Raw genomic sequence first — 25,628 nt, 5'->3', positions numbered from 1 at the left:
CTGCGGGCCGCTCACCGGATGTGGAGGTTGTCGAGGTACGCGCGGACGTTGCGGCGCGTCTCGGTGACGCTGTCGCCGCCGAACTTCTCGGCGACCGCGTCCGCCAGGACCAGGGCCACCATCGCCTCGGCCACGATGCCCGCGGCGGGTACGGCGCAGACGTCGGAGCGCTGGTGGTGGGCCGCCGCGGGCTCGCCCGTCTCGACGTCGATGGTCTTCAGCGCGCGCGGCACGGTCGCGATCGGCTTCATCGCGGCGCGGACCCGCAGCAGCTCGCCGGTGGACATGCCGCCCTCCGTGCCGCCGGAACGGCCGGTGGTGCGGCGGATGCCCTCGTCGGTGGAGACGATCTCGTCGTGTGCCTTCGAGCCGGGCACGCGGGCCAGCTCGAAGCCGTCGCCCACCTCGACGCCCTTGATCGCCTGGATGCCCATCAGCGCGGCCGCGAGGCGCGCGTCGAGCCTGCGGTCCCAGTGGACGTGGGACCCGAGACCGACGGGCACGTTGTACGCCAGGACCTCGACCACGCCGCCGAGCGTGTCGCCGTCCTTGTGGGCCTGGTCGATCTCGGCGACCATCGCCTTGCTCGCGTCGGCGTCGAGGCAGCGCACCGGGTCCGCGTCGAGGCGTTCCTCGTCGGCGGGGACGGGGACCACCCCGTACGGGGCCTTGGCCGCCGCCAGCTCCACCACGTGGGAGACGATCTCGATGCCCGTCGTCTCCTTCAGGTACGACCGGACCACCGCGCCGAGCGCGACGCGTGCGGCGGTCTCGCGGGCGCTCGCGCGCTCCAGGATCGGGCGGGCCTCCTCCAGCGCGTACTTCTGCATACCGGCGAGGTCGGCGTGGCCGGGCCTGGGCCGGGTCAGCGGCGCGTTACGGGCCAGCCGGGCCAGCTCGTCGGGGTCGACGGGGTCGGCCGCCATGACCTTCTCCCACTTCGGCCACTCGGTGTTGCCGACCATGACGGCCACCGGGGAGCCCATGGTCAGACCGTGGCGCACACCGCCGAGGAAGGTGACCTCGTCCCGCTCGAACTTCATCCGGGCGCCGCGCCCGTACCCGAGGCGCCGCCGGGCGAGATGGTCCGCCACCATGTCCGTGGTGATCGGCACACCGGCGGGAAGACCCTCCAGCGTCGCCACCAGTGCGGGTCCGTGCGACTCGCCCGCGGTCAGCCAACGCAACCTGCTCAACGGTGCTCCTCATGCTCGCGCCTCGAACTGCGACGGCGCGGCCGGGTGCGCGGCCCTGGCCCGCCTGATCCGATCCTCCCACGTCCCCGGCCGCCATCCGGTCTCCGGTCCAGTAGGCGGACGCGCTGTGGACGCCGGTCGGTCACCGTCCCGGCGCCGCGCAGGGCGTACGCGCCGAGGAAGTCGGCCCCGCTCGGCGTGTGCGCGTCGGGCCGACCGGCGGCCGGGGCGTACGGACCGGGATGGTCGGCGCCCCGCCCCTGGGCGCCCGGCGGCGGGGGAACGGGCTGAGGGGACCCGGCGGCACGGCGCCGGGCGGCCTTCCCTCTGTTCGCCTGCACCCAGCCGAACAGGATCACCGCGACGAGCAGACAAGGAGCAGGATCTCCAGCCGGTCCGGCAGGAGCTGCAGAACGCCCCGCCCCGAGGACGCGCTTGAGGATCGACGCCTGCGGCTGACCGGTTTCCATGACTGCGTCTCCCCCGGTGCTCGTCGGAACCAGAGGAAGATCCTATCGAGAAGCGAGCGCGCGTTCGCCTGCTGCCCGCATCTCGCGCAGCGGTCCCGGCGAGCGGCCCGACATCTCCTCGACCTGGAACACCGCCTGGTGGACGAGGAGGTCGAGCCCACCGACGACCCCGCCGCCGTTCCCGGACCAGGCGGCGGCCAGGGGCGTCGGCCACGGGTCGTACAGCACGTCGAAGAGCGTGCCCGGGGTGGTGGGCACGTCCGTCGCGAGCGCGTCCGTCGTACCGGCGGGCGTCGTGGCGATGACCAGGGGGGCGCGCAGGGCGTGGGCCGCGTCCGACCAGTCCGCGGTGCGCACGTCGACCCCGAGACGCTCGCCCCAGCCGCGCATCTCGGCGGCCCGGGCCTCGCTCCGGACGTACGCGGTGACGGGGCCGGTGCAGACGCGGGCGAGGGCGGCGAGCGCCGAGGAGGCGGTGGCGCCGGCGCCGAGGACGGCGGCGGAGTCGACCTTCTCGACGCCGCGCTCCCGCAGTGCCGCGACCATCCCGGGGATGTCGGTGTTGTCGCCCAGCCGGCGGCCGTCCTCGGTGAACACCACCGTGTTGACGGCCTCGACGGAGGCGGCGGTGTCGCTGATCTCGTCGAGCAGCGGGATGATCGCCCGCTTGAGCGGCATGGTCAGCGAAAGGCCCGCCCATGACGCGTCCAGCCCGGCGACGAACCCGGGCAGCGCCGCCTCGTCGACCTCGAACCGGTCGTAGGTCCAGTCGCTCAGACCGAGCGCGGCATGGGCGGCGCGGTGCAGCACCGGGGAGAGGGAGTGCGCGATGGGCGAGCCGAGAACCGCGGCACGGTGACGGGGAGAGGACATCAGTTGCCTCGCGAGTCGTTGAACTTGTCCACCAGCTTCTGGTGCTCGGCGAGCGTCTTCGCGAACTCGGTCTTGTTCATGCCGTCCGTCGCCACGAAGTACAGCCAGCCGTCGTCCGTCGGGTTGAGGGCCGCGGTCAGTGCCTCGTTGCCGGGGTTGCTGATGGGCCCCGGCGTCAGACCCTTCTGGGTGTACGTGTTGTACGGGTCCTGATTGCTGTTGATCTCGTCCTCGGAGATGTCGATCTCGCTCTGTCGCATGAGGTAGTTGAAGGCCGAGTCGAACTGCAGGAGTTGGTTGGTCTCGGTGTTGGAGGGCTTGAGACGGTTGTAGACGACCTCCGACATCTTGCGGAAGTCGTCGTGCGTCTTGCCCTCGACCTGGACCAGGCTGGCGAGGGTGAGCAGCTCCCAGGGGCCTTCGAGACCGAGGCCCTCGGCCTTCGACTCCAGACCCGCCTCGTCGTACTCCGCATTGGCGCGGGCGACCATCTTCTTCAGGATCGACTCGGGCTTGTCGTCCTTGGAGACCGGGTACGCGGCGGGGAAGAGGAAGCCTTCGAGGGGGTCCTTGACGTCCTTGTGGTTCTTGGCCCAGTCGGGCAGGCCGAGGCTGTCCGCCTTGTCCTCGGCGACCTTCTCGGTGGTGCCCGCCTTGAGGTCGAGGCGCTTGTCGATCAGCTCGTAGACGGCAGCGTTGCGTTTTCCCTCGGCGATGATCAGGTTGTTGTGGCTGGCCGGGTCGAGCATCGTCTTGACCGCGCTCTCGGCCGACTGCTCCTTCTTCAGGAGGTAGACACCGTCCTGGATGCTGCCGCCCCTGGGGTTCTTGATCTGGGCGGCCACGAAGGCGTCGACACTCTTGACCACGCCGTTCTTCTTGAGGATGTTGCCGATCTCGCTGCCGGTGGCGCCCTTCGGAATCGTCACCTCGACGGTCGTGGCGATGCCCGTGCCCTGGAAGTCCTCGGGCTCCCCGAACTGGTCCTGGAAGAACGTGTACCCGTAGTAGCCGACGGCCCCGAGGCCGCCCAGCAGGACCGTGGCGACGACCAGGCAGGCCACGCCGTTGCGGCCGCCCTTCTTCTTGGTCTTCCCCTTGCCGCGGCGGTCACGGCCTCCGCCGCCCCCTCGAGGATCGCGGGGCTGCTCGTCGTGGTCGTCACGGCCGTCGTCCGCGTCGTCGTTGCCGGTGAAGAAGGGGTGGGTCTCCTCCTGCTGGGCCTCGGCGTCCCAGTCGGTGGCCGGTTCCGGCTCGGCCCGGCGCCGCCGCCCTGGGGGCTTCGGCGGCGGGTATGCCTCGGACGTGCCGAAGTAGTCGGCCTGCTGCTGGCCGGCGTAGCCGCCCGGCTGGCCGCCGTACGTGGCCGACGGGTCGTCGCCGTAGGGCATCTGCGGCTGCTGCCCCGTCTCCCAGCCGCCGTCGTAATGCTGCTGCTGGTACGGGTCCTGATACTGCTGCTGCCCACCGGACTGCTGGTACGGGTCCTGATACGGCTGCTCGCCGTACTGTTGTTGTTCGCCCTGCTGGTTCCCGTACTGCTGGTTCCCGTACTGCTCCTGCGCATACGTGTCCTGTGCGTAGGCGTCCTGTGCGTGCGGGTCCTGTGCGTAGGCGTCCTGCTGCTGGGCCTGGTGCGGGTACTGCTGCTGGGCCTGGTCGCTGTACTGAGCGTGACCGGTCGCGGGCTGCTGTCCTCCCCATCCCCGGTCCCCGTAGTAGGGGTCCTCGGGATGCCACGGTTCGGAGCCGGGGCCCCGGCCATACTCAGTCATCGATCCCCTAGGGCCGCGAGACGGCGCGAAACCATCCGCCTCTTCTCTGTGCGGCGGCTGTTCGAACACCGCCGCATCGCGCGGAACGTTACCGTATCGCGATCAGACAATCGGTTCGACGCCCTCACCCGGGGCAGTGCCTGACGCCCGTTCGGACTCCAGAGCGTTCTGAAGGATCACCACAGCTGCAGCCTGATCGATGACGGACCTGCCCTTTTTGGACTTCACGCCTGAAGCGCGCAGGCCCGCAGTGGCCGTCACTGTGGTCATCCTCTCGTCGACGAGGCGGACCGGCACCGGCTTGACGCCCTGGGCGAGCGTGCGGGCGAAGCCGCGGATCTTCTTGGCCGCCGGCCCCTCCCGCCCGCTGAGCGAGCGGGGCAGGCCGACCACGATCTCGATCGGCTCGTACTCCTCGACCAGTTGGCGCAGCCGCCGGTGGGCGGCCGGGACGTCGCGTCCCGGCACGGTCTCCACCGGTGTGGCGAGGAGCCCGTCGGGGTCGCACGAGGCGACCCCGATCCGGGCGTCCCCGACGTCGATCGCGAGCCGGCGTCCGCGGCGCATCTGCGGCCTGTCCTCGGTCACGCGGTCTCGGCGACGAGGCGCTCGACGGCCGCCACGGCGTCACCGATGGCGTCCGGGTTCTGGCCGCCGCCCTGGGCGACGTCCGGCTTGCCGCCTCCGCCGCCGCCCAGCGTCTTGGCGGCGGTGCGGACCAGGTCGCCGGCCTTGAGGCCGCGCTCGCGGGCGGCCTCGTTGGTGGCGATGACGGTCAGCGGACGCCCGTTCGCCGTGGTGAACACGGCGACGACGGCCGGGCGGTCGCCGGCCCCCGACATTTGATCCAGCCGACCGCGGACGTCGAGCACCAGCTTGCGCAGGTCGTCGGCGGACGTCCCGTCCGGGACGGTGCCCGTGACCAGGGCGACGCCGCGGACGTCCTTGGCGCCCTCGGCGAGACCGGCGGCGGCGCCCAGCACCTTCTCCGCGCGGAACTTCTCGATCTCCTTCTCGGCATCCTTCAGCTTGCCGAGCATGGCGGCGATCTTCTCCGGCAGTTCCTCGGAGCGGCCCTTGACCAGCTCCTGGAGCTGGGCGACGACCGTGTGCTCCTTGGCGAGGAAGCTGTACGCGTCGACACCGACGAGGGCCTCGACGCGGCGGACTCCGGAGCCGATGGACGACTCACCGAGCAGCTTCACCAGACCCAGCTGGGCCGTGTTGTGGACGTGCGTGCCGCCGCACAGCTCCTTGGAGAAGTCGCCGATGGTCACGACGCGCACCCGCTCGCCGTACTTCTCGCCGAACTCGGCGATGGCGCCCTGCTTCCGGGCCTCGTCGATGCCCATGACCTCGGCGTGCACGTCGAGTTCGCGGGCGAGGATCTCGTTGATCTTCTGTTCGACGTCGGTGAGGACCGTGCCGGGGACGGCGTTCGGCGAACCGAAGTCGAAGCGGAACCGGCCCGGCGAGTTCTCCGAGCCGGCCTGGGCGGCCGTCGGCCCGAGGGCGTCGCGCAGCGCCTGGTGGGTGAGGTGGGTGGCGCTGTGGGCACGGGCGATGGCGCGACGGCGGCGTACGTCGATGGCGGCGTAGGCGGAGGCGCCGACGGTGACCTCGCCGACCTGGACGACACCCTTGTGGACGCTGACGCCCGGAACGGGCTGCTGCACGTCGCGGACCTGGATGACCGCGCCCGAGTGGAGCTTGATCCGGCCCTGGTCGGCGAGCTGGCCGCCGCCCTCGGCGTAGAAGGGGGTGCGGTCGAGGACGACCTCGACCTCGTCGCCCTCGGAGGCGGCCGGGGAGGAGACACCGTCGACGAGCAGTCCGACGACGGTGGACTCGCCCTCGGTGGAGGTGTAGCCGGTGAACTCGGTGTTGCCGGAGGCGTCGGCGACCTCACGGTAGGCGGAGAGATTGGCGTGGCCGGTCTTCTTGGCCTTGGCGTCGGCCTTGGCCTTGTCCCGCTGCTCCTTCATCAGGCGGCGGAAGCCGTCCTCGTCCACGGACAGGCCCTGCTCGGCGGCCATCTCGAGGGTGAGGTCGATCGGGAAGCCCCAGGTGTCGTGGAGCAGGAACGCCTTGTCGCCGGAGAGCACGGTACCGCCGGCGGCCTTCGTCTCGGTGACAGCGGTGTCGAGGATGTTGGTGCCGCTCTTGAGGGCCTTGAGGAAGGCGGCCTCCTCGGCGAGGGCGACGGTCTCGATCCGGCTGCGGTCGGTGATCAGCTCCGGGTACTGCTGCCCCATGGTGTCGATCACGACGTCGACGAGGTCCTTGACGACCGGGCCCGTGGCACCCATCAGGCGCATGTTGCGGATGGCGCGGCGCATGATGCGGCGCAGCACGTAGCCGCGGCCCTCGTTGCCGGGGGTGACGCCGTCGCCGATGAGCATCGTGGAGGTGCGGATGTGGTCGGCGACCACGCGCATGGAGACGTCGGTCTCGTGCTTCTCGCCGTAGCGGACGCCGGTGAGCTCGGTGGCCTTGTCCATGACGACGCGCAGGGTGTCGGTCTCGTACATGTTCCGCACGCCCTGCAGGATCATGGCGAGGCGCTCGAGACCGAGACCGGTGTCGATGTTCTTGCTCGGCAGGTCACCGAGGATGGGGAAATCCTCCTTGCCGTCGCCGGCGCCGCGCTCGTACTGCATGAAGACCAGGTTCCAGATCTCCACGTAGCGCTCGTCGTTGACGGCGGGGCCGCCTTCCTCACCGAACTCCGGACCGCGGTCGTAGTTGATCTCGGAGCAGGGACCGCACGGTCCGGGGACGCCCATCGACCAGAAGTTGTCCTTCTTGCCGAGGCGCTGGATGCGCTCGGCGGGCACGCCGATCTTCTCGCGCCAGATCCGCTCGGCCTCGTCGTCGTCCAGGTAGACGGTGATCCAGAGCTTCTCCGGCTCGAGGCCGTAACCTCCCTTGTCCCGGGGGCTGGTGAGCAGCTCCCAGGCGAGCTCGATGGCGCCTTCCTTGAAGTAGTCGCCGAACGAGAAGTTGCCGCACATCTGGAAGAACGTGCCGTGTCGGGTGGTCTTGCCGACCTCTTCGATGTCCGGCGTGCGCACGCACTTCTGCACACTGGTCACGCGCGGGGCGGGCGGCTTGACCTCGCCCAGGAAGTACGGCTTGAACGGGACCATGCCCGCGGGGACGAGGAGCAGAGTCGGGTCGTCCGCGATGACCGACGCCGAAGGGACGACGGTGTGCCCGCGCTCCTCGAAGAAGCTCAGCCAGCGGCGGCGGATCTCAGCCGACTCCATCAGTGGTCCTCATTCCGGTTGTACTGGTGCTCGTCGTACGGCTCTTCGCCGTGCGAGGGCTCGGTGTTCGCATGCCTGTCGTGCTGCGCAGGCTTGTGGTGTGACGTCTTGCCGTGCAGGTAGGTGATCCGCGCGGGCTCACCCCGCCCGATCGCCGCCTTTCCGCGCTGCGCGGGGAGCTCGGGGTCGACGGAGGCGCGCAGCCCCAGCACCTCGGCGAGTTCGCCTTCACGCTGGACCATTCCCGACCTGACGTCGAGCGCGAAGTCCTTGAGCCGGTGGCCGGCGTCGACCGCCCTGTTCGCGGCCTGCGCGGCAAGGCTTTCCGGGGTGAGCTGCTTGAGCTTGCGGTTGACCTTGGTGGTGGCCCACACACCGGCTGCCGCGCCGGCGGTGAACCAGAACGTGCGGCGGAACATGCCTCAGCCCTTCCGGTCCTTGCGCCGGGCACCCGGCACGGTACGGCCGACGATCACGGCGCGGCGCGACGGCCTGACCGGCTTGTCGTCGTCCTTGCGGCTCATGGCGCGGCGGACGCCGTATCCGAACGCGGCGACCTTGACCAGCGGGCCGCCGAAGGTGGAGGCGACCGTCGTGGAGAGCGCGGAGGCGTTGGAGGTGACCTCCTGGACGTCCGTCGCGATGGCGTCCACCCGATCGAGCTGGGTCTGCGCGGAGCGGACCGTCGCCGAGGCGTCGGCCAGCAGGGGCACGGCCTGTTCGGTCACGTCCGCCACGAGTTCGGTGGTCGCCCTGAGCGTCTGGGCCAGCCTCACCAGCACCACGGCGAGGAAGGAGACCAAGATCGCCCAGAAGACGGCCACCAGAATCCCGGCAACCTCTCCACCGGTCACTGCGCACCGCTCTCTGCTCGTCTTCGGGTACTCGGGAAATCGTCCTCCGAGCCTATCGCGCCCCAGACGGCGGGCCGTACCGCATTAGCGGTGCGCAGGGGGCGGCCGCCCGGGCCGATTGTACACAGTGCTTACGCATGAATACGCTGCGTGTCCTATGTGACGCCGTCACAGTCTTCCCGCGGAACTGAACCGGTTCGTGGACCGCACCCGCGAGCCGACCGCGCTCTCCGGAGCCCTCGACGGCTCCCGCTTGGTCACCGTCGTCGGGGTCGGCGGCATCGGCAAGTCAAGCCTGGTCTCGCACGCAGCGGCGGCGCTGCAGAACCGGTACGCCGACGCGCGGAGGCGGCGGTGCTCCAGGGGGCGGCCGCGCCGGTCTGGGGGCTCGGTGGGTCCGGCGCTGTTCGGATCCCGCCATTTCGGCGCACCACGGGAGCTGTGCCAGGAGCAGGCCATGGCGCTGCTGGGGGCCGAACGTTACGAGTCCTGCGTGCGGGAGGGGGCTGGGCTCGGTGTCGACGCGGCGGTGCGGCGCGCTCTGGCGGCGCCGGAGCCACAGCGGCCCCGGCCGGTGGAACCGCAGCGGGTGCAGCCCCCGGAAACGCGGAAGCCCGCCGGCTCCCCCGCCGGGGACGGCGGGGGAGCGGCGGGCTGACGCGCTGTGAGCGGTACGACGCCTCGATCAGCGGGCGTAGTACTCGACGACCAGCTGCTCGTCGCAGATGACCGGAACTTCCTTGCGCTGCGGGTCGCGGTCCAGGCGGAACGCCAGGGCCTTGAGGTTGACCTGCAGGTAGCGCGGGGTCTCACCGTCGGCGGCGAAGCCACCCTCGCGGGCGACGTGGAACAGGGGCTTCTCGCGGGAGCGCTCGCGGACCATCACGACGTCGTCGGGACGGACGCGGAACGACGGCTTGTCGACCTTGCCACCGTTGACCTCGATGTGGCCGTGGACGACCATCTGACGGGCCTGGTAGATGGTGCGGGCGATGCCCGAACGCAGGACCAGGGCGTCGAGACGACGCTCGAGCTCGATGACCAGGGCCTCACCCGTCTTGCCCTCGGCCTTGCGGGCGCGGTCGTAGGCGCGGGCCATCTGCTTCTCGCTGATGTCGTACTGCGCACGCAGGCGCTGCTTCTCGAGCAGACGGACCTTGTAGTCCGAGTTCTGCTTGCGGCCACGGCCGTGCTCGCCCGGCGGGTAGGGGCGGGCTTCGAAGTACTTGACGGCCTTCGGCGTCAGCGCAATACCGAGCGCACGCGACTTCTTGACCTTGGGACGCGACTGGTTAGGCACGTTCTCCAGACCTCCATTGTAGGTTAGGTTAGGCTCACCTTACTCAAGGAGATCGCATGTCTCGCCCTGGGAACACCAAGCGCATCACGGACAGCACGAAGAACACCGACGCTTCTACGAGCGTGGAGGTGACGGAGGTCCGATCAGCTCATGGTCAGCCGCGTCCCAGCGGGCTTGAAATCACCCGGATGCCGTCAGCAGCCGAGCGCACACGAACTCTCGTACAGAGTACATGCTCAAGTGTGCTGCTCGTGCCGGGCCTCGGAGGCGCCCGGCACGAGCAGCTGAGCCCGCAGGCCCGGGCCGTCGGCACCGACGGCGAGGTCTTCCTGCTGTTCCCGGCCGACTCCCCCGCAGTACGGGCCGCCACCCACGCACAGGACGACGAACTCTCCGCCGTGCTGGAGATGGTCGACGTTGCACCGGTCGCCGTGCCCCACCGTATCCGGGGGCATGCCCGGGTCTCCGGCTGGCTGACCAGCGCGCCCGGCCTCGCGACCGAACCCGGGTACATGATGCTGCGCCTGGAGGTCGGCGAAGCGAGCGTCGAGGACCTGTGGGGCGCCTCGCACGTGGAACCGGAGGCGTTCGCGAGCGCGTCCGTCGATCCCCTCGTGGCCCATGAGACCGAGCTTCTGCAGCACCTGGCCTCGGCACACGGCGACCAGGTGCAGGCGCTCGCGTCACTGGCCGGAGAGCGGGAAGCGGCGGCCGCCGCGGAGGGACGCCGAGCGGTACCGCTGGCGCTGGACCGGTTCGGGCTGCGGGTGCGGTTCACCGGTGAGAGCTGCTTCGACACCCGCTTCGACTTCCCGTCGCCCGTGGGGAACATCACGGAGCTGCGCCGCGCGATGCACGCCCTGTTCGACGCGGCGGCCCACTGAGGCCGCTCAGTCCTCCTCGCCCGAGGCCGCTCAGTCCTCCTCGCCGCGCAGGCGCTCGCGCACCTTCTCCACCACGTCCGCGTACCGCGCCTCCGCGCCGTAGCGCGTCGGTTCGTAGTAGCGCCTGCCGTGGACGGCGTCCGGTGCGTACTGCTGGGCCGCGATCCCTCCGGGGACGTCGTGCGGATAGACATAGCCCTGGGCGTGGCCCAGCTTGGCGGCCCCCTTGTAGTGGCCGTCGCGCAGATGGGGCGGGACCGGGCCGGCCAGGCCGCTTCGCACGTCCTGCCGGGCGGCGGCGATCGCCGTCGTCGCCGCGTTCGACTTGGGGGCGAGCGCGAGCGCGATCGTGGCGTGGCTGAGGGTCAGTGCCGCCTCGGGGAAACCGATCATGGCCACGGCCTGTGCCGCCGCCACGGCCGTCGGCAGAGCCGTCGGGTCGGCCAGCCCGATGTCCTCGCTCGCCGAGATCATCAGCCGCCGGGCGATGAACCGCGGGTCCTCCCCGGCCTCGATCATCCGCGCCAGATAGTGCAGCGCCGCGTCCACGTCGGAGCCGCGGATCGACTTGATGAGCGCGCTGGCGACGTCGTAGTGCTGGTCGCCGTCGCGGTCGTACGTCACCGCCGCCCGGTCGACGGTCTCCTCCACGGTCAGGAGACTGATGGCGTCCTCGCCCTTGTCGATGGCCGCGCCCGCCGCGGCCTCCAGCGCGGTCAGTGCCCTGCGGGCGTCGCCGCCCGCGATCCGCAGCAGATGCGCCCGGGCGTCGTCGGGCAGCGAGACGGCGCCGCCGAGTCCCCGCTCGTCGGTGAGCGCACGGCTCAGCAGATCGCGGATGTCGTCGTCGGTCAGCGGCTCAAGTGTCAGCAGCAGCGAACGGGACAGCAGCGGCGAGATCACCGAGAAGTACGGATTCTCCGTGGTGGCGGCGATCAGCGTGACCCAGCGGTTCTCGACCGCCGGCAGCAGCGAGTCCTGCTGGGCCTTGGAGAAGCGGTGGATCTCGTCGAGGAAGAGAACGGTCTCCTTGCCGAAGCCGCCCGCGGCGCGCTTGGCGCCCTCGATGACGGCCCGGACCTCCTTGACGCCCGCGGTGATCGCGGAGAGCTCTACGAAGCGCTTGTTGGTCGCCTTGGAAACCACATAGGCCAGCGTCGTCTTGCCCGTGCCGGGCGGGCCCCAGAGGATCACGGACGACACACCGGCCGGTCCGCCGCCCCCGCCCCCGCTTTCGCCGACCAGCCGGCGCAGTGGTGATCCGAGCCCCAGCAGATGCCGCTGTCCGACCACCTCGTCGAGGGTGCGCGGGCGCATCCGGACCGCCAGCGGGCTGCTGGTCGGATCCCTCTCCTGGCGTTCTTCGGCTGCTGCGGTAAAGAGGTCGGGCTCCACGCTGTGAAGCCTATGCCAGCCCACTGACAGCGCCGGAGCCGGTCAGGAGCCGGGAGGACCCGGTCAGCTGGTCCAGAAGTCCCACCAGCGGGTCAGGATCAGCATGCCGATCACACCGGTGTGCAGCACGGGCAGGACCCAGGTGAACTCGTCGAGGAAGCCGCGCAGCCAAGCCGGGGCGGGCAGCAGACCCTGGCGGACGTTGTGCGAGGTCACGTACCAGAACATGAAGATCGTGGCGACCCAGGCCAGGCAGCACCACAGGCACAGCGCGTTGATCTCGTACAGCGACTGCTGCATCAGCCAGGTGCAGAAGCCCACGCCGAACAGGGTGCCCGCGTTGAGGGTCAGCCAGTACCAGCGGCGGAACCGGGCGCCGGCGAGCAGGCTCATGCCGACGCAGACCACGATGGCGTAGGTCACGAGACCGAGCATCGGGTTGGGGAAGCCGAAGGCCGCGGCCTGGTCGCTCTCCATGACATTGCCGCAGGAGACCACCGGATTGAGGCTGCACCCGGGGGTGAAGGTGGTGCCGGCGATCTCCGCCTCGAGGAGCTTGAACTTGTCGATGGTGATGACCCAGGCGGCGAGCACCCCTGCCGCACCCGTGACGACGAGCAGCCAGGCGAGAGCGCGGCTGCCGCCGACGCGGCGGTCACCGGGCTCGCCGTGGTCAAAGGACACGCCGTCAACTGCTGCAGTCGTCATATCGCTGGTCCGTCGCTCGCTCGCTGGTCCGTCGGGCAGAGTCATTGTGCCGCACCGGACGGGGTCGCCTCCGTTCGATCCGGATAAGGAGTACCCGGAGGAGGTGGCCGTTTCCGCGCACAACGCGGACCGGGCCCGGGGCGTTGCCCGTATGGACGGACAACGTCCTCCGCTCAACGAGCGGCGTCCTGCGCCCCGGGCCCAGCGCCGCAGTCCGTCAGGAGAGTCTCGCCCGCAGCTCGGTGACCAACCCGGCGAGGGCCACCGGCTCCTGTTCGCCGGACTCCATGTCCTTGAGCTGGACCACACCTTCGGCGAGATCGCGTTCGCCGGCGACGATCGTGTAGCGGGCGCCGCTGCGGTTGGCGTTCTTCATGGCGCCCTTGAGGCCCTTCCCGCCGTACGAGAAGTCGGTCGCCACGCCGGCCTTGCGCAGTTCGGTCACCACACCGAACAGGACGCGCCTCGCCCCGTCGCCCAGCGGCACGGCGTACACGCTGGTGGCGGCCGGGATGTCCAGCTCGACGCCCTCCGACTCCAGGGCCAGCACCGTCCGGTCCACGCCCAGTGCCCAGCCGACGGACGGCAGTGCGGGGCCGCCGATCATCTCGGACAGGCCGTCGTAACGGCCGCCGCCGCCCACCGCGGACTGCGAGCCGAGGCCGTCGTGGACGAACTCGAACGTCGTGCGCGTGTAGTAGTCGAGTCCGCGCACCAGCTTCTCGTCGTCCTCGAAGACGACGCCCGCCGCGGTCAGCAGTTCACGCACCTGCTCGTGGTACGCCTTGCACGCGTCGCACAGGTGGTCGCGGAGCATCGGGGCGCCCACGAGCTGCTTCTGCACGGCGTCGCGCTTGTCGTCGAGGACCCGCAGCGGGTTGATCTCGATCCGGCGGCGGGTGTCCTCGTCGAGGTCCAGGTCGCGCAGGAACGACTGGAGCGCCTCACGGTAGACGGGCCGGCAGGTGCCGTCCCCGAGCGAGTTGAGCAGGATGCGGAAGTTGCGCAGCCCCAGCGTGCGGTACGCCTGGTCGGCCAGGATGATCAGCTCGGCGTCCAGCGCCGGGTCCTCGGCGCCGATCGCCTCGGCGCCGACCTGGGAGAAGTGCCGGAAGCGGCCGGCCTGCGGACGCTCGTAGCGGTAGTAGGAGCCCGAATACCAGAGCTTCACCGGCAGGTTGCCGGCCTTGTGCAGGTTGGCCTCGAGCGCCGCGCGCAGCACCGATGCGGTGCCCTCGGGACGGAGGGCCAGCTGGTCGCCGCCCTTGGTCGTGAGGGTGTACATCTCCTTGGTGACGATGTCGGTGGACTCACCGACCCCGCGTGCGAACAGCTCGACGCTTTCGAAGCCGGGCGTCTCGACGTAGCCGTAACCGGAGTTCTTCAGCGGCGCGGCGATGGCCTCGCGCACCGCGAGGTACACCGCGGAGCGCGGCGGGATCAGGTCGTACGTGCCCTTGGGGGCCTTGAAGGTGCTCACGGAGGTTCTCTCGTCACATTCCTCGTCGGGGCGCGTCCACGCTCCCGAGACCGGCGGCCACTTCCCGCAGGTACGGGTTGGTGGCACGCTCGCGGCCGATGGTCGTCTGGGGGCCGTGGCCGGACAGCACCACGGTCGAGTCGTCGAGCGGCAGGCACACCCGTGCCAGCGACTCGAGCATCTCGTCCATGTCGCCGCCGGGCAGGTCCGTGCGTCCGATGGAGCCGGCGAACAGCAGGTCGCCCGAGAAGAAGACGGACGGGACGTCCGCGGACTCGGGCATCTTGAAGGTCACCGACCCCTTGGTATGGCCGGGCGCGTGGGAGACGGAGAAGTCGAGGCCGGCCAGGCTCAGCGCGGCGCCGTCCGTGAGCTCCTTGACGTCGTCGGGCTCCCCCACGGTGAGCTCGCCCATGAGGGGCATCCCGATGGAGCGACCGAGGGCCTTCCCCGGGTCGCTCATCATGTAGCGGTCCTCGGGGTGGATCCAGGCCGGTACGTCATGGGCACCGCACACGGGGACGACGGATGCCACGTGGTCGATGTGGCCGTGGGTGAGGACGACGGCGACGGGCTTGAGGCGATGCTTCTTCAGCGTTTCCTCGACACCCTCCGCGGCCTGGTGGCCGGGGTCGATGATCACGCACTCCTCGCCCGCGGCGGGGGCGACCAGGTAGCAGTTGGTCCCCCAGGCCCCGGCGGGGAACCCGGCAATAAGCACGATCGTCCTCGGTTCGGTCGTCGTCGGACAGCGGATGCCGTGGAATGCAGCAGATCAGAGCCTACCGGCGCTGCGTATCGCACAGCCAACCCGTATACGGTACGGGGCAAGCTCGGCGGTTACCGCTACGCGACGTACTACGCGACGTATCCAGACGGACAAGACGCACAAGGAGAAGACCCGGTGGTCAGCAGCGATCAGCGGCGGCGGCAGCTCGCCCGGGAGAAGTTCGAGCGCCAGCAGCAGCGTCGGGAGCAGGCACGGAGGAAGGCCAAGGTGCGCAACTCGGCCATCGCGGCGGCGGTGGCGGTGGTGCTCTGCGCCGGTGGCGGCGTCTACGCCATGGGCCTCACCGGTGACAAGAAGGACGATGCCGCGCCGACCGACGCCGCGCCGAGTCCTTCTCCTTCCGAGACCGGCAGCCCCGAGCCCGCGATGGCGATCGACAAGAAGGCGAAGTACTCCTTCTCGATCAGGACGAACGAGGGCGACATCACGATCGCCATGGACGCCGCGAAGACGCCGCGCACGGTGAACTCGTTCAAGTCGCTGGCGGACAAAGGTTACTTCGACGGTACGAAGTGTCACCGTCTGACCACGGAGAACATCTTCGTGCTGCAGTGCGGCGACCCGAAGGGCGACGGCACCGGCGGTCCCGGCTACACCATCCCCGACGAGAACCTCGACGCTCTCGGCAAGGCGGGCGCGGACGGCAACGTCACGTTCCCGGCGGGCACGGTGGCGATGGCGAACACGAGCCAGCCGGACACCGGCGGCAGCCAGTTCTTCCTCGTCTACAAGGACACCAAGCTGCCGCCCGCCTACACACCCTTCGGCACCATGGACGACAAGGGCCTGAAGGCCGTGCAGGGCGTGGCGAAGGCCGGAGTCGAGGGCGGCGGCGCCGACGGCCCCCCGAAGCAGGCCGTCACCACCGAGAAGGCCACGGTCACGAAGGTGTGAGCGAGAAGATTTCGGTCGCGCTGAGTGCGGACAGCCGGGCGGCCGGTCGCCTAGATTGGGCGTTGTGCAGCGTGTGCTGACGCGCGTTGTGGAGGGCGGGCGAGGCCCGTCCGGGAAACTGTGGACGATGCCCGGGGGGACGAACCCTCGTCGGCATCAGGTTGAGGAGGCGCTGTGAGCAGCGACCCGTGGGGCCGCGTCGACGAGACGGGCACCGTGTACGTGCGTACTGCCGAGGGCGAGCAGGTCGTCGGATCGTGGCAGGCCGGGACTCCCGAGGAGGCTCTGGCCTACTTCGAGCGCAAGTACGAGGGCCTGGTGGTCGAGATCGGCCTCCTCGAGCGGCGGGTGAAGACGACCGACCTGTCGGCCAAGGACGCCCAGGCCGCCATCGACCATCTGCGTCAGCAGGTGGACGAGCACCACGCGGTGGGCGACCTCCAGGCACTTCGGGTGCGGCTCGACGCACTGGTCGAGACGGTCGGGAAGCGCCGCGAGGAGCGCAAGGCCCAGAGGGCGAAGCAGGCCGACGAGGCGCGCCGGGCCAAGGAGGCTCTGGTCACCGAGGCGGAGGAGCTGGCGCAGAGCGAGCAGTGGCGATCGGCCGGCGAGCGGCTGCGTGCGCTGGTGGACATCTGGAAGGGCCTGCCCAGGCTCGACCGGAAGTCGGACGACGAACTGTGGCACCGCTTCTCGCACGCGCGTTCCGCGTTCTCCAAGCGCCGCAAGGCGCACTTCGCGTCGCTGGACGCGCAGCGCGAGGAGGCCCGGCAGATCAAGGAGCGGCTGGTCGCGGAGGCCGAGGCGCTCTCCGGTTCGACGGACTGGGGTCCCACCGCGGCCCGTTACCGGGATCTGATGGCGCAGTGGAAGGCCGCGGGCCGTGCCCAGCGCGAGGCGGAGGACGACCTGTGGAACCGTTTCCGCGGCGCCCAGGACGTCTTCTTCGCTGCGCGCAGCGGTGTGTTCGCCGAGCGTGACGCGGAGCAGACGGAGAACCTCAAGCTGAAGGAGGAGCTCGCCGCCGAGGCCGAGAAGCTGGTGCCGGTGACCGATCTCAAGGCCGCCCGTGCCGCCTTCCGTTCGATCAACGAGCGCTGGGAGGCCGTCGGCCACGTACCGCGCGACGCCCGTCCCAAGGTGGAGGGCCGGATGCACGCGGTGGAGCGGGCTCTGCAGGAGTCCGAGGAGAACGAGTGGCGCCGGACGAACCCGGAGGCGCGTGCGCGTGCCGAGGGCCTGACCGGTCAGCTGCAGGCAGCCGTAGACAAGCTGCGGGGCCAGATCGACGCGGCCCGCGCCTCGGGCAACAACGCCAGGGCGGACAAGCTCGCCAAGGAGCTCGAGGGCCGTCAGGCGCTGCTCGACCAGGCGCTGAAGGGTCTCCAGGAGTTCGGCGGCTGAGCCGGCCGCACAGAAGGGCCCGGTACGCGATCACTCGCTACCGGGCCCCTCTCCGTGCGCCGCGTACGGCCGGCGCCGTGTGCCCATGGACGGCGCTACGGGTCGGCGCCGCGCATTCCGTGCGCCGCGTCACCGGTCGGCGCTGCGGACCGCCCTGCTACGGCCGACGTGCCGAGGTGACGCGGTAGACGTCGTACACGCCCTCCACGCCTCTGACGGCCTTGAGGACGTGGCCCAGGTGCTTGGGGTCGCCCATCTCGAACGTGAAGCGCGAGGTGGCCACCCGGTCGCGGGAGGTCTGCACGGCCGCCGAGAGGATGTTGACGTGCTGGTCGGACAGGACCCGGGTCACGTCGGACAGCAGCCGGGAGCGGTCCAGCGCCTCGACCTGGATGGCGACCAGGAAGACGGACGACTGGGTCGGGGCCCATTCGACGTCGAGGATCCGTTCGGGCTGCTGCGAGAGTGAGTCGACGTTGACGCAGTCCGCGCGGTGCACCGACACGCCGCTGCCGCGCGTGACGAAGCCGATGATCGGGTCGCCCGGCACCGGCGTGCAGCAGCGGGCGAGCTTGACCCAGACGTCCTCGACGCCCTTGACGACCACACCGGGGTCGGCGCTCTTGCGGCGCTTGCCGCGGCCGTGGGACGGCGGGGTGGACTCGGCGATGTCCTCGTTGGCGGCCTCCTCGCCGCCCAGGGCCTGCACCAGCTTCTGTACGACACCCTGCGCGGCGACATGGCCCTCGCCGATGGCCGCGTACAGCGACGAGATGTCGGGATAGCGCATCTCGTGCGCGAGGGTGACCAGTGAGTCGCCGGTGAGGATGCGCTGGATCGGCAGGTTCTGCTTGCGCATGGCCCGCGCGATGGAGTCCTTGCCCTGCTCGATGGCCTCGTCCCGGCGCTCCTTGGAGAACCAGGCGCGGATCTTGTTGCGGGCCCGCGGCGACTTCACGAAGCCGAGCCAGTCGCGGGAGGGCCCCGCCCCCTCGGCCTTGGAGGTGAAGACCTCCACCAGGTCACCGTTGTCGAGGGTGGACTCGAGCGGTACGAGCCGCCCGTTGACACGAGCGCCTATGGTGCGGTGGCCCACCTCGGTGTGCACCGCGTAGGCGAAGTCGACGGGGGTGGCGCCCGCGGGGAGCGCTATGACGTCGCCCTTGGGCGTGAAGACGAAGACCTCGTTGCGGGAGAGGTCGAAGCGCAGCGACTCCAGGAACTCTCCGGGGTCCTCGGTCTCCTTCTGCCAGTCCAGCAGCTGCCGCAGCCAGGCCATGTCGTTCACGGTGTCCTGACCGGCGGTGCCCTTGCCGGCCTTGGGGACGTCGGTGCGGACCTTGGAGGCTCCGGCGACGGTCTCCTGCTTGTACTTCCAGTGCGCGGCGATGCCGTACTCGGCGCGGCGGTGCATGTCGAAGGTGCGGATCTGCAGTTCGACGGGCTTGCCGTTGGGGCCGATCACCGTCGTGTGCAGCGACTGGTACATGTTGAACTTGGGCATCGCGATGTAGTCCTTGAACCGGCCGGGGACCGGGTTCCATCGCGCGTGCACGGTGCCGAGGGCGGCGTAGCAGTCGCGGACGGTGTCGACGAGGACGCGGATGCCCACCAGGTCGTAGATCTCCGCGAAGTCCCGGCCGCGGACGATCATCTTCTGGTAGACGCTGTAGTAGTGCTTCGGCCGGCCGGTGACGGTGGCCTTGATGCGCGCGGCGCGCAGGTCGGACTGGACCTCGTCGGTCACTATGGCGAGGTACTCGTCGCGCTTGGGCGCGCGCTCGGCGACGAGGCGGACGATCTCGTCGTACATCTTCGGGTAGAGGATCGCGAAGGCGAGGTCCTCGAGCTCCCACTTGATGGTGTTCATGCCCAGCCGGTGGGCCAGGGGCGCGTAGATCTCGAGGGTCTCGCGCGCCTTCTTCTCCTGCTTCTCCCGCTGGAGATAGCGCATGGTGCGCATGTTGTGCAGCCGGTCGGCGAGCTTGATGACCAGGACGCGCGGGTCCTTGGCCATGGCGACGACCATTTTGCGCACGGTCTCGGCCTGAGCGGCCTCGCCGAACTTGACCTTGTCGAGCTTGGTGACGCCGTCGACGAGGAGCGCCACGGAGTCGCCGAAGTCGCGGCGCAGCTGGTCGAGGCCGTACTCGGTGTCCTCGACCGTGTCGTGCAGCAGTCCGGCCATGAGGGTCGCCGGGTCCATGCCGAGCTCGGCGAGGATGGTGGTGACGGCGAGCGGGTGCGTGATATACGGGTCGCCGCTCTTGCGCTTCTGGCCGCGGTGCCAGCGCTCGGCGACCTGGTACGCCTTCTCGATCTGGCGAAGCGTGGACGTCTCGATCTTGGGGTCGTTGCCGCGCACGATCCGCAGCAGCGGCTCGAGGACCGGATTGTACGGCGAGGAGCGCTGCACGCCCAGGCGTGCGAGACGGGCGCGCACACGGTTCGAGGAGCCGCCGTTGCGGGCCGGGCCGGGCGGGATCGGCTTCGGGGCGGTGACGGGGACCTGGCTCACTCGCTCGGGCGCGGCGGGAGCCGGCCCCTGGGTCCGCTTCGGCTCGGGCGTGGCAGGGGATGCCGCGGCCTTGTCGGCCTGCTGGTCGGGCTGCGCGGCGGCGGGCTGGGCCTCGTCTGGCAAGGGCGCTCCTCTGGGGGTCCTCCCGGACGGTGTCCGGGGGAGGTTCCGGGTCCCCAGATCAGGCCCGGAAAGGCCATGATATCGACCTCGGGGCCACCGATCGCGCCGGGGACGGGGCCTCTCACAACGCGAGACGGGCGCCCGGTGTTCCCGGGCGCCCGTCTTGGGCGGCACGCTGTGCCAGCGCGGCGGTGAACCAGCAGCTCACAGCCGTGTCACAGGGTGATCAGGGCCTCCAGCGGCGCACCGGCCAATGCCGGCTCGAGCCGGATACGGCCGCCCAGGAATCCCAGCTCCATCAGGACCACGACGCCGGCGACCTCCGCTCCGGCGCGGCGGATCAGCTCCAGGGACGCCTCCGCGGTGCCGCCGGTGGCGAGCACGTCGTCGATGACCACGACGCGGTCGCCCGCGCCGAGGTCCTCGGCGTGCACCTCGATCTCGGCGGTGCCGTACTCCAGCTCGTACGCCTGCGAGAGCGTCGCCCCGGGCAGCTTGCCCGCCTTGCGCACCGGGATGAATCCGATGCCGGCGCGGACGGCGACCGGGGCGGCGAGGATGAAGCCGCGCGCTTCGAGGCCCACGATCTTCGTCGCGCCGTGGCGGACGCAGAACTCGCTCAGCGAGTCCGTCAGCGCCGTGAACGCGACCGGGTCCGCGAGCAGCGGGGTGATGTCCTTGAAGACCACACCCTGCTTCGGATGGTCCGCGACATCCCGGATGCGGCTGAGCAGCAGCTCCTGGGTGGTGTGCACCGTCATCGACGCCTGCCCGTGGGACGGCCCCGGCCGCGGTTGCGCGGCCCGACGACCGCTCCGGCGGCTGCCCCGGCGGGTGTCACGCCGTCCGGCACGTCCTGGCCGTCCGCCGGTTCCTGCCCGTCCTCGCCCTTGGCGTTCGCGGCCGCACGCTTGGCGAGCACCCGCTTCTTCAGGGCCTTCATCTGCGGGTCGCGTTCCTTGAGGTCGGCGACGAGCGGGGTGGCGATGAAGATCGAGGAGTAGGCACCGGCCGCGAGACCGACGAACAGCGACAGCGAGATGTCGTTGAGCATGCCGGCACCGAGGAAACCGCCGCCGATGAAGAGCAGGCCGGCGACCGGCAGCAGCGCGACGACGGTGGTGTTGATGGAGCGCACCAGGGTGCTGTTGATGGAGCGGTTGGCGACCTCGCTGTAGGTGAGGCGGGTCTGCTTGGTGATGTCCTTCTGGCCCTCCTTGAGGCTGTCGAAGACGACCACCGTGTCGTACAGCGAGTAACCGAGGATCGTCAGCAGACCGATGACCGTGCCGACGGTGACCTCGAACCCGACGAGGGAGTAGATGCCGACCGTGATGGTGATGTCGTGGATCAGCGCGATCAGGGCCGCGACGGCCATCCGCCACTCGAAGGCGATGGCCAGGTAGACCACGACGAGGAGCATGAAGACGGCGAGGCCGGTCCATGCCTTGTTGGCGATCTGCTCCCCCCAGCTGGGCCCGACCAGATCGGCGTTGATCTGGTCGGCGGGGATGTTCAGCTCCTGGGCCAGATCCTTCTGGACACGGTCCGCCTCGGCCGTGTCGACACCGCTGATCTGGATGCGCAGACCGCCGGTGCCCAGCTCCTGGACGATCGGGATGTGTTCGGAGACCGACCCCGCGGCCTCCGTGGCCTGGCTGACGCTGACGTCCGCCTTCGGCGTCGTGAAGACGGCGCCGCCCTTGAACTCGATGCCCATGTTGAGGCCCTGGACGGCGAGGGCGACGATCGCGGTGATCGTGATCAGGATGGAGACGCCGTACCACAGCATGCGCTTGCCGACGAAGTCGTACCCGACCTCGCCCTGGTAGAGCCTGGCGCCGAGATTGCCGAATCGGGACATCTCACGCCTCCTTCGGGTCGGTCGTCGGGGCGGTGGTGCGGCGCGAACGCCGCAGCGGCGGCTTGGCGCCGAGCCGCTTCGGGTCGAGTCCGGACCACGGGTGGCCGTCGGAGAAGAACTTCCGGCGGGCCAGCATCGTCATCACCGGCTTGGTGAAGAGGAACACCACGACCACGTCGAGGAGGGTGGTGAGGCCGAGCGTGAAGGCGAAGCCCTTGACCTTGCCGACGGTGACCGCGAACAGCACCGCGGCGGCGAGGAACGACACGAAGTCGGAGACCAGGACGGTGCGGCGGGCACGCGGCCAGGCGCGCTCGACCGCCGGGCGCAGGGTCCGGCCTTCCCGGATCTCGTCCCTGATGCGTTCGAAGTACACGATGAAGGAGTCGGCGGTGATACCGATGGCGACGATGGCACCGCAGACGGCCGGCAGGTTCAGCGCGAAGCCGATGGCCGGGCCGAGCAGGGTCATGATCGTGTACGTCAGCACCGCCGAGACGCCGAGGCTCAGCAGGGCGATCAGCGACAGACCCCGGTAGTACACGACCAGGTAGATCACGACGAGGGCGAGACCGATCGCACCGGCGATCAGACCGGCCCTCAGCTGCTCGCCACCGAGGGCGGCCGTGACGGTGGTGACGCTGTCCTCCTCGAAGGACAGCGGCAGCGCGCCGTACGACAGGATGTTGCCCAGGTTCTGGGCGGACTCCTGGTCGAAGTTGCCGGTGATCTCGGCGCTGGCGCTCAGCGTCTGGTTGACCTGCGGGGCGGAGACCACTTCACCGTCGAGGACGATGGCGAACTGGTTCATCGGGGGCTGCTGCTGCGACAGACGGCTGGTGATCTTCTGGAACTTCTTGGCACCGGCTTCGGTGAACTCCATGGTGACGATCCACATGCCGCGGGTCTGGTCGAGCTGACCAGCGGCGTCGTCGACGTCCCTGCCGTCCACCTCGGCGGGGCCGAGGATGTACTTCTCCCACTGGTCGACGCCGTTCAGGCCGCAGGCGACGATCGTGTCGGAGGGCTTGACGTTGTCACCGAGCTTGCCGCGGGCCTTGGGGTCGGTGCAGTCCAGAGTGGTGAACTGCTTCTCGAGCGCGCCGGTGGCGGGATCGGCGGACGGCTTCGGCTCGGGGCTCTGCGAGCCCTTCGGCTCCCCGGAGCCGGAAGGGCTCGGGCTCGCGGCGGGCGCCTTGATGCCGTCGGTGACCGCGCGGCCCTGGGTGGTGGTGCTGGGCGAGGGGCTGCCGGACGGCGTGGTGCCCGTCTCCTTGTCCTCCTTCGCCTTGTCGCCGGCGGAGGCACTCGGGGAGGGCTCCGGAGCGGCGGGGCCGCCGGCGGCCACCGTCAGAACGGGCCGGAAGAAGAGCTGGGCGGTGGTGCCGACCTGCTGCCGGGCCTGCTCCGAGTCCGTCCCCTTGGGGATGTTCACAATGATGTGATTGTCACCCTGGGTCTGAACCTCGGCCTCGGAGACACCGAGACCATTGACACGGCGCTCGATGATGTCGACCGCCGTGTTCATGTTGGTCTCGTTGACCGCGTCCTTCTGGCCGGGCAGGCTCTTGGCCTGGAGCGTGATGGACGTACCGCCCGCCAGGTCGATGCCCAGCCGTGGCGTGAACTCGCCCGCTGCGAACATCCCGCCCGTGAGCGCGACCATGGCGATCAGGATCAGAGCCAGGGCGCGCCCCGGCTTCCCCTGAGCCCCCGCGGGCCTTCGGCCCCTGTTCGGTGCTGCCACCTTCTCGATTCTCCCTGTCCAACCGCCCACGGCGCCGGGTGTGCGCCCGTGACGGCCACGAAGTGTTGTGGGGACCTGCCCCCGCGATCAGTCGACACGCCACGGGACCGCCCGGCGCCTGCCCGGCACCACCGCGGTCCCCGATCGTGACTACTTCGCGTCGGCCTCGCCGTCGGCCTTGCCGTCCTTGGACTCGACACCGTCCTCGGCCGTGTCGGCCTTCTTCGGCTCGGCGGCCTGCTCGGTCTTCTTGCCGAAGTCGACCTTGGCGTCGACATCGGCGAGACCGGCCTCGGCGTCACCGTCGGTCAGCGAGGAGGCGTCGTCCGGGACGACATGGGTGTCGTCGTCGCCGTGGACGATGCGGTTGTACTCCTCGTCGGAGAGGACGGCGCCGATCGTGTTCTTCGCGAACATCAGGTGGACGCCGGGAGCCGCCTCGAGGAGGACCGTGTCGTCTGTGACCTCCTTGACGGTGGCATACAGGCCGCCGATGGTCCGCACGCCGGTTCCGGGCTGCATCTGGTCGCGCATGCTGGCGGCCGCCTGCTGCTTCTTCTTGGCGGAGCGGGTCATCAGGAACATGGCCCCGATGAGCACGATGAAGGGGAGGAGGGTCAAGATATCCACGGGGGAATTCCTTCGCATGACCGCGCTGAGTGAGCGGCCGATCTACGGGGGTGGGCACGCCGACCTGGAAGGGCGGCATCGGCGGAGTCTAAGCGAGTCCGCACCGATGGAACAACGCTCAGCATGGCACCGTAGTTCCTCCGAAGCCACTGTCCTCGTCGTGTCCCGCCGGCGGCCGCCGCAGCGCCCGGCCCCGGAGCAGCCCGCCCCGGGGCCGCGGCCCGTCCTCAGGGCGTCAGAACGCGGCCTGCTGTCCCCCACCCGGAGCCTGCGGCGGCACCAGGCCGAGATGCGCCCAGGCCGCGGGGGTCGCGACCCGGCCACGGGGTGTACGGGCCAGCAGGCCCTCCCGGACGAGGAACGGCTCCGCGACCTCCTCGACCGTCTCCCGCTCCTCCCCGACGGCCACGGCGAGCGTCGACAGACCGACGGGGCCCCCGGCGAAGAGCTTGAGCAGCGCCTGGAGCACGGCGCGGTCGAGACGGTCCAGGCCGCGGTTGTCGACCTCGTACACCTTCAGCGCAGCAGCCGCCACCTCCCGGTCGACCCGCCCGTCGGCCTCCACCTGCGCGTAGTCGCGGACCCGGCGCAGCAGGCGGTTGGCGATACGGGGGGTGCCGCGGGAGCGGCCGGCGATCTCGGCGGCGCCGTCGGTGTCGATCTCGACGTCGAGCAGCTGTGCGGAACGGTGGATGACGCGCTCCAGCTCGGGCGGTTCGTAGAACTCCATGTGCGCGGTGAAACCGAAGCGGTCGCGCAGCGGGGGCGGCAGCAGTCCCGCCCGCGTCGTCGCGCCGACCAGCGTGAACGGCGGGAGCTCCAGCGGAATGGCGGTGGCGCCGGGGCCCTTGCCGACGATGACGTCGACGCGGAAGTCCTCCATCGCCATGTACAGCATCTCCTCGGCGGGGCGGGACATCCGATGGATCTCGTCGAGGAAGAGCACCTCGCCCTCCTGGAGGGAGGAGAGGATGGCCGCGAGATCACCGGCGTGCTGGATCGCGGGGCCGGAGGTGATACGGATCGGTGCGTTCATCTCGGACGCGATGATCATGGACAGGGTGGTCTTGCCGAGGCCGGGGGCGCCGGACAGCAGGACGTGGTCGGCGGTGGCGCCGCGCCGGCGGGCCGCCCTGAGCACGAGGTCGAGCTGCCGGCGGACCCGCTCCTGGCCGACGAACTCGTCCAGGCTCTTGGGGCGCAGGGCCGCCTCGACGGCGCTGTCCTCACCGTCGGCGGCGGGCGCGACCAGTCGCGCGTCTGCGGCCTGGGTGGTCGTCTCGTCGTCCCGGTTCACGTGGTGTCTGCCTTTTGTGGTGGTGGTCTGTGCGGGTGATCGGGCCGGTGCGGGGGCGCCTGCGGCGGGCCGTTCCCCCTCCCCGCCCCTTCCCGGAACCGGGCTCTGCCCGGACAGGGGACCGCGCCTCGCGCGGTGGCCTCAAACGCCGGCCGGG

22 protein-coding genes are annotated in these 25,628 nt (G+C 70.3%); 4 read left to right on the top strand and 18 right to left on the bottom strand.

The annotated features are described in order from the left end of the window. Positions 1-11: 11 nt before the first annotated feature. From aroC to AB0903_RS02715, 7 genes are all read right to left on the bottom strand, one after another. On the bottom strand, positions 12-1,196 hold the full coding sequence (gene aroC / locus AB0903_RS02745) for a chorismate synthase (protein WP_366698231.1): 1,185 nt from the start codon (positions 1,194-1,196) through the stop codon (positions 12-14). A gap of 512 nt (positions 1,197-1,708) precedes the next feature. Further along, on the bottom strand, positions 1,709-2,539 hold the full coding sequence (locus tag AB0903_RS02740; protein ID WP_366698229.1) for a shikimate dehydrogenase: 831 nt from the start codon (positions 2,537-2,539) through the stop codon (positions 1,709-1,711). Then, positions 2,539-4,314 (bottom strand): endolytic transglycosylase MltG, encoded by a 1,776-nt coding sequence (mltG, locus tag AB0903_RS02735; protein WP_366698227.1) that lies wholly within the window; start codon positions 4,312-4,314, stop codon positions 2,539-2,541. The genes AB0903_RS02740 and mltG overlap by 1 nt, the downstream gene beginning before the upstream one ends. A 102-nt stretch (positions 4,315-4,416) precedes the next feature. After that, entirely contained in the window at positions 4,417-4,881 is a 465-nt protein-coding gene (gene ruvX, locus AB0903_RS02730; RefSeq protein WP_366698416.1) for a Holliday junction resolvase RuvX, read from the bottom strand. A gap of 17 nt (positions 4,882-4,898) precedes the next feature. After that, the gene (gene alaS, locus AB0903_RS02725) at positions 4,899-7,583 is read right to left on the bottom strand and encodes an alanine--tRNA ligase (protein WP_366698225.1); all 2,685 of its coding nucleotides are present in this window, start codon (positions 7,581-7,583) and stop codon (positions 4,899-4,901) included. Next, positions 7,583-8,002, bottom strand: coding sequence for a DUF6167 family protein (locus AB0903_RS02720; protein WP_366698223.1), 420 nt, complete (start codon positions 8,000-8,002; stop codon positions 7,583-7,585). Before AB0903_RS02720 ends, alaS begins: the two co-directional genes overlap by 1 nt. 3 nt (positions 8,003-8,005) lie before the next feature. Beyond that, on the bottom strand, positions 8,006-8,437 hold the full coding sequence (locus AB0903_RS02715; protein WP_366698221.1) for a DUF948 domain-containing protein: 432 nt from the start codon (positions 8,435-8,437) through the stop codon (positions 8,006-8,008). Positions 8,438-8,636: 199 nt separating this feature from the next. Between AB0903_RS02715 and AB0903_RS02710 the strand changes: the two genes are divergently transcribed. Then, positions 8,637-9,095, top strand: a complete 459-nt coding sequence (locus tag AB0903_RS02710; protein WP_366698220.1) for a hypothetical protein — start codon at positions 8,637-8,639, stop codon at positions 9,093-9,095. 27 nt (positions 9,096-9,122) lie between these two features. Here AB0903_RS02710 and rpsD read toward each other — a convergent pair whose 3' ends face one another. Continuing rightward, positions 9,123-9,737, bottom strand: a complete 615-nt coding sequence (gene rpsD / locus AB0903_RS02705) for a 30S ribosomal protein S4 (RefSeq protein ID WP_366698219.1) — start codon at positions 9,735-9,737, stop codon at positions 9,123-9,125. Positions 9,738-9,925: 188 nt separating this feature from the next. Here rpsD and AB0903_RS02700 point away from each other — a divergent pair, with 188 nt between their 5' ends. Next, positions 9,926-10,621, top strand: a complete 696-nt coding sequence (locus tag AB0903_RS02700; RefSeq protein WP_366698414.1) for a DUF2470 domain-containing protein — start codon at positions 9,926-9,928, stop codon at positions 10,619-10,621. Positions 10,622-10,651: 30 nt separating this feature from the next. Here the strand turns inward: AB0903_RS02700 and AB0903_RS02695 are convergent, their stop codons facing one another. From AB0903_RS02695 to AB0903_RS02680, 4 genes are all read right to left on the bottom strand, one after another. Continuing rightward, entirely contained in the window at positions 10,652-12,016 is a 1,365-nt protein-coding gene (locus AB0903_RS02695) for a replication-associated recombination protein A (RefSeq protein ID WP_366698218.1), read from the bottom strand. A 63-nt stretch (positions 12,017-12,079) separates the two neighbouring features. Beyond that, positions 12,080-12,724 (bottom strand): vitamin K epoxide reductase family protein, encoded by a 645-nt coding sequence (locus AB0903_RS02690; RefSeq protein ID WP_366698216.1) that lies wholly within the window; start codon positions 12,722-12,724, stop codon positions 12,080-12,082. 217 nt (positions 12,725-12,941) lie between these two features. Continuing rightward, on the bottom strand, positions 12,942-14,204 hold the full coding sequence (hisS, locus tag AB0903_RS02685) for a histidine--tRNA ligase (protein ID WP_366698214.1): 1,263 nt from the start codon (positions 14,202-14,204) through the stop codon (positions 12,942-12,944). Positions 14,205-14,217: 13 nt separating this feature from the next. Beyond that, a complete protein-coding gene (locus AB0903_RS02680; protein WP_366698212.1) occupies positions 14,218-14,925 on the bottom strand; it encodes an MBL fold metallo-hydrolase in 708 nt (235 codons plus the stop codon). A 183-nt stretch (positions 14,926-15,108) separates the two neighbouring features. Here AB0903_RS02680 and AB0903_RS02675 point away from each other — a divergent pair, with 183 nt between their 5' ends. Further along, complete coding sequence (locus AB0903_RS02675) at positions 15,109-15,888, top strand: peptidylprolyl isomerase (RefSeq protein ID WP_366698210.1); 780 nt, start codon at positions 15,109-15,111, stop codon at positions 15,886-15,888. A 174-nt stretch (positions 15,889-16,062) separates the two neighbouring features. Further along, complete coding sequence (locus AB0903_RS02670; protein ID WP_366698208.1) at positions 16,063-17,292, top strand: DUF349 domain-containing protein; 1,230 nt, start codon at positions 16,063-16,065, stop codon at positions 17,290-17,292. 157 nt (positions 17,293-17,449) lie between these two features. On the opposite strand, the gene AB0903_RS02665 is transcribed toward AB0903_RS02670, so the two are convergent. The 6 genes from AB0903_RS02665 to ruvB form a co-directional block, all read right to left on the bottom strand. Further along, a complete protein-coding gene (locus AB0903_RS02665; protein WP_366698206.1) occupies positions 17,450-19,933 on the bottom strand; it encodes a RelA/SpoT family protein in 2,484 nt (827 codons plus the stop codon). A gap of 215 nt (positions 19,934-20,148) precedes the next feature. Then, a complete protein-coding gene (locus AB0903_RS02660; protein ID WP_366698204.1) occupies positions 20,149-20,694 on the bottom strand; it encodes an adenine phosphoribosyltransferase in 546 nt (181 codons plus the stop codon). After that, positions 20,691-21,797, bottom strand: a complete 1,107-nt coding sequence (secF, locus tag AB0903_RS02655; RefSeq protein ID WP_366698202.1) for a protein translocase subunit SecF — start codon at positions 21,795-21,797, stop codon at positions 20,691-20,693. Before secF ends, AB0903_RS02660 begins: the two co-directional genes overlap by 4 nt. A 1-nt stretch (position 21,798) precedes the next feature. Beyond that, positions 21,799-23,544 (bottom strand): protein translocase subunit SecD, encoded by a 1,746-nt coding sequence (gene secD / locus AB0903_RS02650; RefSeq protein ID WP_366698200.1) that lies wholly within the window; start codon positions 23,542-23,544, stop codon positions 21,799-21,801. Between the two features lie 150 nt (positions 23,545-23,694). Continuing rightward, positions 23,695-24,174 (bottom strand): preprotein translocase subunit YajC, encoded by a 480-nt coding sequence (yajC, locus tag AB0903_RS02645; RefSeq protein ID WP_366698198.1) that lies wholly within the window; start codon positions 24,172-24,174, stop codon positions 23,695-23,697. Between the two features lie 235 nt (positions 24,175-24,409). Continuing rightward, positions 24,410-25,471 carry a Holliday junction branch migration DNA helicase RuvB gene (ruvB, locus tag AB0903_RS02640; protein ID WP_366698196.1) on the bottom strand — a complete coding sequence of 354 codons (1,062 nt, stop codon included), beginning with the start codon at positions 25,469-25,471 and terminating at the stop codon, positions 24,410-24,412. Positions 25,472-25,628 lie beyond the last annotated feature (157 nt).

Origin of the sequence: Streptomyces sp. NPDC048389, assembly GCF_040706335.1 — a bacterium.
Taxonomy (GTDB): domain Bacteria; phylum Actinomycetota; class Actinomycetes; order Streptomycetales; family Streptomycetaceae; genus Streptomyces.
The sequence above is the reverse complement of the archived record's forward strand: the minus strand, read 5'-3'. Positions and strand labels throughout refer to the sequence as shown.

Excerpts from the sequence above, each read along its gene's own strand:
- AB0903_RS02740 (WP_366698229.1), bottom strand. The coding sequence starts at position 2,539 with ATGTCCTCTCCCCGTCACCGTGCCGCGGTTCTCGGCTCGCCCATCGCG.
- mltG (WP_366698227.1), bottom strand. The coding sequence starts at position 4,314 with ATGACTGAGTATGGCCGGGGCCCCGGCTCCGAACCGTGGCATCCCGAG.
- ruvX (WP_366698416.1), bottom strand. The coding sequence starts at position 4,881 with ATGCGCCGCGGACGCCGGCTCGCGATCGACGTCGGGGACGCCCGGATC.
- alaS (WP_366698225.1), bottom strand. The coding sequence starts at position 7,583 with ATGGAGTCGGCTGAGATCCGCCGCCGCTGGCTGAGCTTCTTCGAGGAG.
- AB0903_RS02720 (WP_366698223.1), bottom strand. The coding sequence starts at position 8,002 with ATGTTCCGCCGCACGTTCTGGTTCACCGCCGGCGCGGCAGCCGGTGTG.
- AB0903_RS02700 (WP_366698414.1), top strand. The coding sequence starts at position 9,926 with ATGCCGTCAGCAGCCGAGCGCACACGAACTCTCGTACAGAGTACATGC.
- AB0903_RS02690 (WP_366698216.1), bottom strand. The coding sequence starts at position 12,724 with ATGACGACTGCAGCAGTTGACGGCGTGTCCTTTGACCACGGCGAGCCC.
- AB0903_RS02660 (WP_366698204.1), bottom strand. The coding sequence starts at position 20,694 with ATGACGGTGCACACCACCCAGGAGCTGCTGCTCAGCCGCATCCGGGAT.
- secF (WP_366698202.1), bottom strand. The coding sequence starts at position 21,797 with ATGTCCCGATTCGGCAATCTCGGCGCCAGGCTCTACCAGGGCGAGGTC.